This is a genomic window from Saccharomonospora iraqiensis subsp. iraqiensis, assembly GCF_000430445.1.
Taxonomy (GTDB): domain Bacteria; phylum Actinomycetota; class Actinomycetes; order Mycobacteriales; family Pseudonocardiaceae; genus Saccharomonospora; species Saccharomonospora iraqiensis.
In genome coordinates, this window is the sequence record NZ_KE387095.1 from 5,184 (window position 1) to 7,378 (window position 2,195).

Annotated in this window: 2 protein-coding genes and 1 pseudogene; all 3 read right to left on the reverse strand. The window is 76.2% G+C overall.

What is annotated here, in order from left to right; all coding sequences use genetic code 11:
• On the reverse strand, positions 1-686 hold a 686-nt coding region (locus ACTIR_RS0113420; protein WP_052583874.1), incomplete at its 3' end, for a UbiA family prenyltransferase.
• Positions 683-1,966 (reverse strand): cytochrome P450, encoded by a 1,284-nt coding sequence (locus ACTIR_RS0113425; RefSeq protein WP_026454669.1) that lies wholly within the window; start codon positions 1,964-1,966, stop codon positions 683-685. The genes ACTIR_RS0113420 and ACTIR_RS0113425, both read right to left, overlap by 4 nt.
• Positions 1,963-2,195, reverse strand: a pseudogene (locus ACTIR_RS27210) (prenyltransferase); the annotation flags it as partial. The pseudogene ACTIR_RS27210 and the gene ACTIR_RS0113425, both read right to left, overlap by 4 nt.

Sequence of the window (2,195 nt, forward strand, 5' to 3'; positions counted from 1 at the left end):
GCTCCGGCCGGACCCCGGCGCACCCCGGTGGTGCGCAGCCCCGCGGCCGCGTCCGCGTCCACGTCCGGGACCGACCACCACACCACCCGGCCGACGGCCAGCACGGTCAGCCCGCCGAACACCGGCCACAACTCCACCGGCGGGACCCCGTCGACAGCCGCGTACGTGGCCAGGAACGGCAGCGCGATCACCCCGGAGGAGAACACGACCGGTCCCGCCTGGCCCCGCGCCTTGAGCCGCACCGGGTCGACGTTGTAGAGCACCTGCGTCACCACCGCCGCGGCCACCGCCCCGGCCACGAGCCACCGACCGGTCCACACCGACACGGCGGAGGCGAGCACCAGTCCCAGAGCGAACTCCGCGCAGGCCAGCCGCAGGCCCGCCGTCCTGCCCAGTCGTCGTGCCGCCCCGGCGAGCCCGCCGCGTTCGGCGTGCCGCCGGTCGCTGTCCAGGTCGACCGCGGTGTTCAGGACCAGCCCGCCGAGCAGCACCGCGAGCGTGGCCACGACCGCCGCCACCACGGCGGGGGCGAGCAGTCCCCCCGGGCCGGCCACGGTGAAGCAGGCGCCCCACACCGCCTGGCAGGCGGTGTTGATCCCGAACGGGAACTCCAGCCGGTGCACGGTGATCAGGTCCCGCACCGACGGCCGCGCCGGGGTGCCGGTGACCGGCGCGGGCCGGGTCATTCCCGCCGTCCCGTGACCTTCATGCGCAGGCGGGCCGACGGCGCCATCGCGTGCCCGCGCAGCCGCAGCACCCCCGCACGGGGATTGACGCAGTGCCAGTCCCGGCGGCGCAGCAGCGCGGCGGCGATCATCCGGATCTCCAGCAGTCCCAGCTGCGCACCCAGGCACCGGCGGGTCCCGCCGCCGAAGGGCAGGTAGTGCCGGGGCGCGGGGCGCCGCCCCAGGAACCGGGACGGGTCGAACCGCAGCGGGTCCGGGAAGGCGTCCGGCTGCCGGTGCGCGAGGTAGATGCTCGTGGTGAGCGTGGTGCCCGCGGGCAGGGTGCGGCCGAGCAGATCGGTGTCCTGCGGCAGCGTGCGGTTCTCCGCCACCGTCACGGGCGGGGCCAGCCGCAGGGCCTCCTGGATCACCGCGTCGAGCAGGGGAGTCCGGGCGGGCGCGGGGACGTCGTCCGGCACGTCCGCGAGTTCGTCGGTGACGTCGCGGCGCAGCGCGGCGTCGTGGTCGAGCCGGTACAGCGTCCACGCCGCGGCCGAGGCGGTGGTCTCGTGGCCGGCGAACAGCAACGACACGATCTGGTCGCGCAGCTCGCCGTCACCGAGGTCGGCCAGCGGGCCGTCCGCGTCCAGCATCAGCGAGGCGAGGGTGGCCGGGCATCCCGTGTCCCGGGCCGGGTCCCGACCCGCTCCCCGGGAGTCCGAATCCGCCCCGTCCCGGGCGCACCGGACGAGGGCCGCGTCCAGGTCCGGACCGGACCGGGGCAGGCCGCCGCGCAGGAACCGGTGGGCCAGGGTGCGGCTGCGGGAGCCGAGGGCCCGGTCGATCCACGCGGAGAAGGCGTCCAGGACCGCGTCGTCCACGCGGCCCAGCACGAGACGCCCCACGATCCGCAGGGTCAGTCGCCGGGTCCAGTCGGCGAGCGAGACCACCGTCCCCGGGCGCAGCGCGTCCACCGCCTCGTGCACGGCCCCGGCGATGAGCCCGTGGTATCCGGTCAGCCGTCTGCCGCGCAGCGGTGGACCGAGTACCTCCCGGTACGCCTCGTGCCGCGGACCGTCGGCCCACAGCAGCGAGTCGTCGCCGAACAACGGCCGCAGGCTCCGGCTGCCGGGGTGGCTGAGCTCCCGGTCGTGCCGGAAGATCCAGTCGATCGCCTCCGGATGCCACACGAGCAGCTTCGGCGGGTCGGCGGACAGCTCGACGGCCCGGTCGCCGAGCTCGCGGCGGGCGTCCAGGAACGGCAGCGTCCGCAGTGCCATGTGCAGTTCGGTGCGGTTCACGTGGCCCCCGTGCCCACCCGGGTGGTGTCGGCGAGCAGGCGTGCGGTCCGCCGGTCGGTGTGCGCGAGGTACAGCGCGGCGACGATCTCGGTGTCCACGATGCGGGTGGGGGTGTAGACGTCCTTGTCGTGCCACAGCGCGGGGTGCCCCGGGCGGTGGGCGGCCCCGGCGGCCCCGCCTGCCCCGTGGGCTCCGTCGGGGCCGTCGGCGGAGTCGAGCAGGTGGGTCG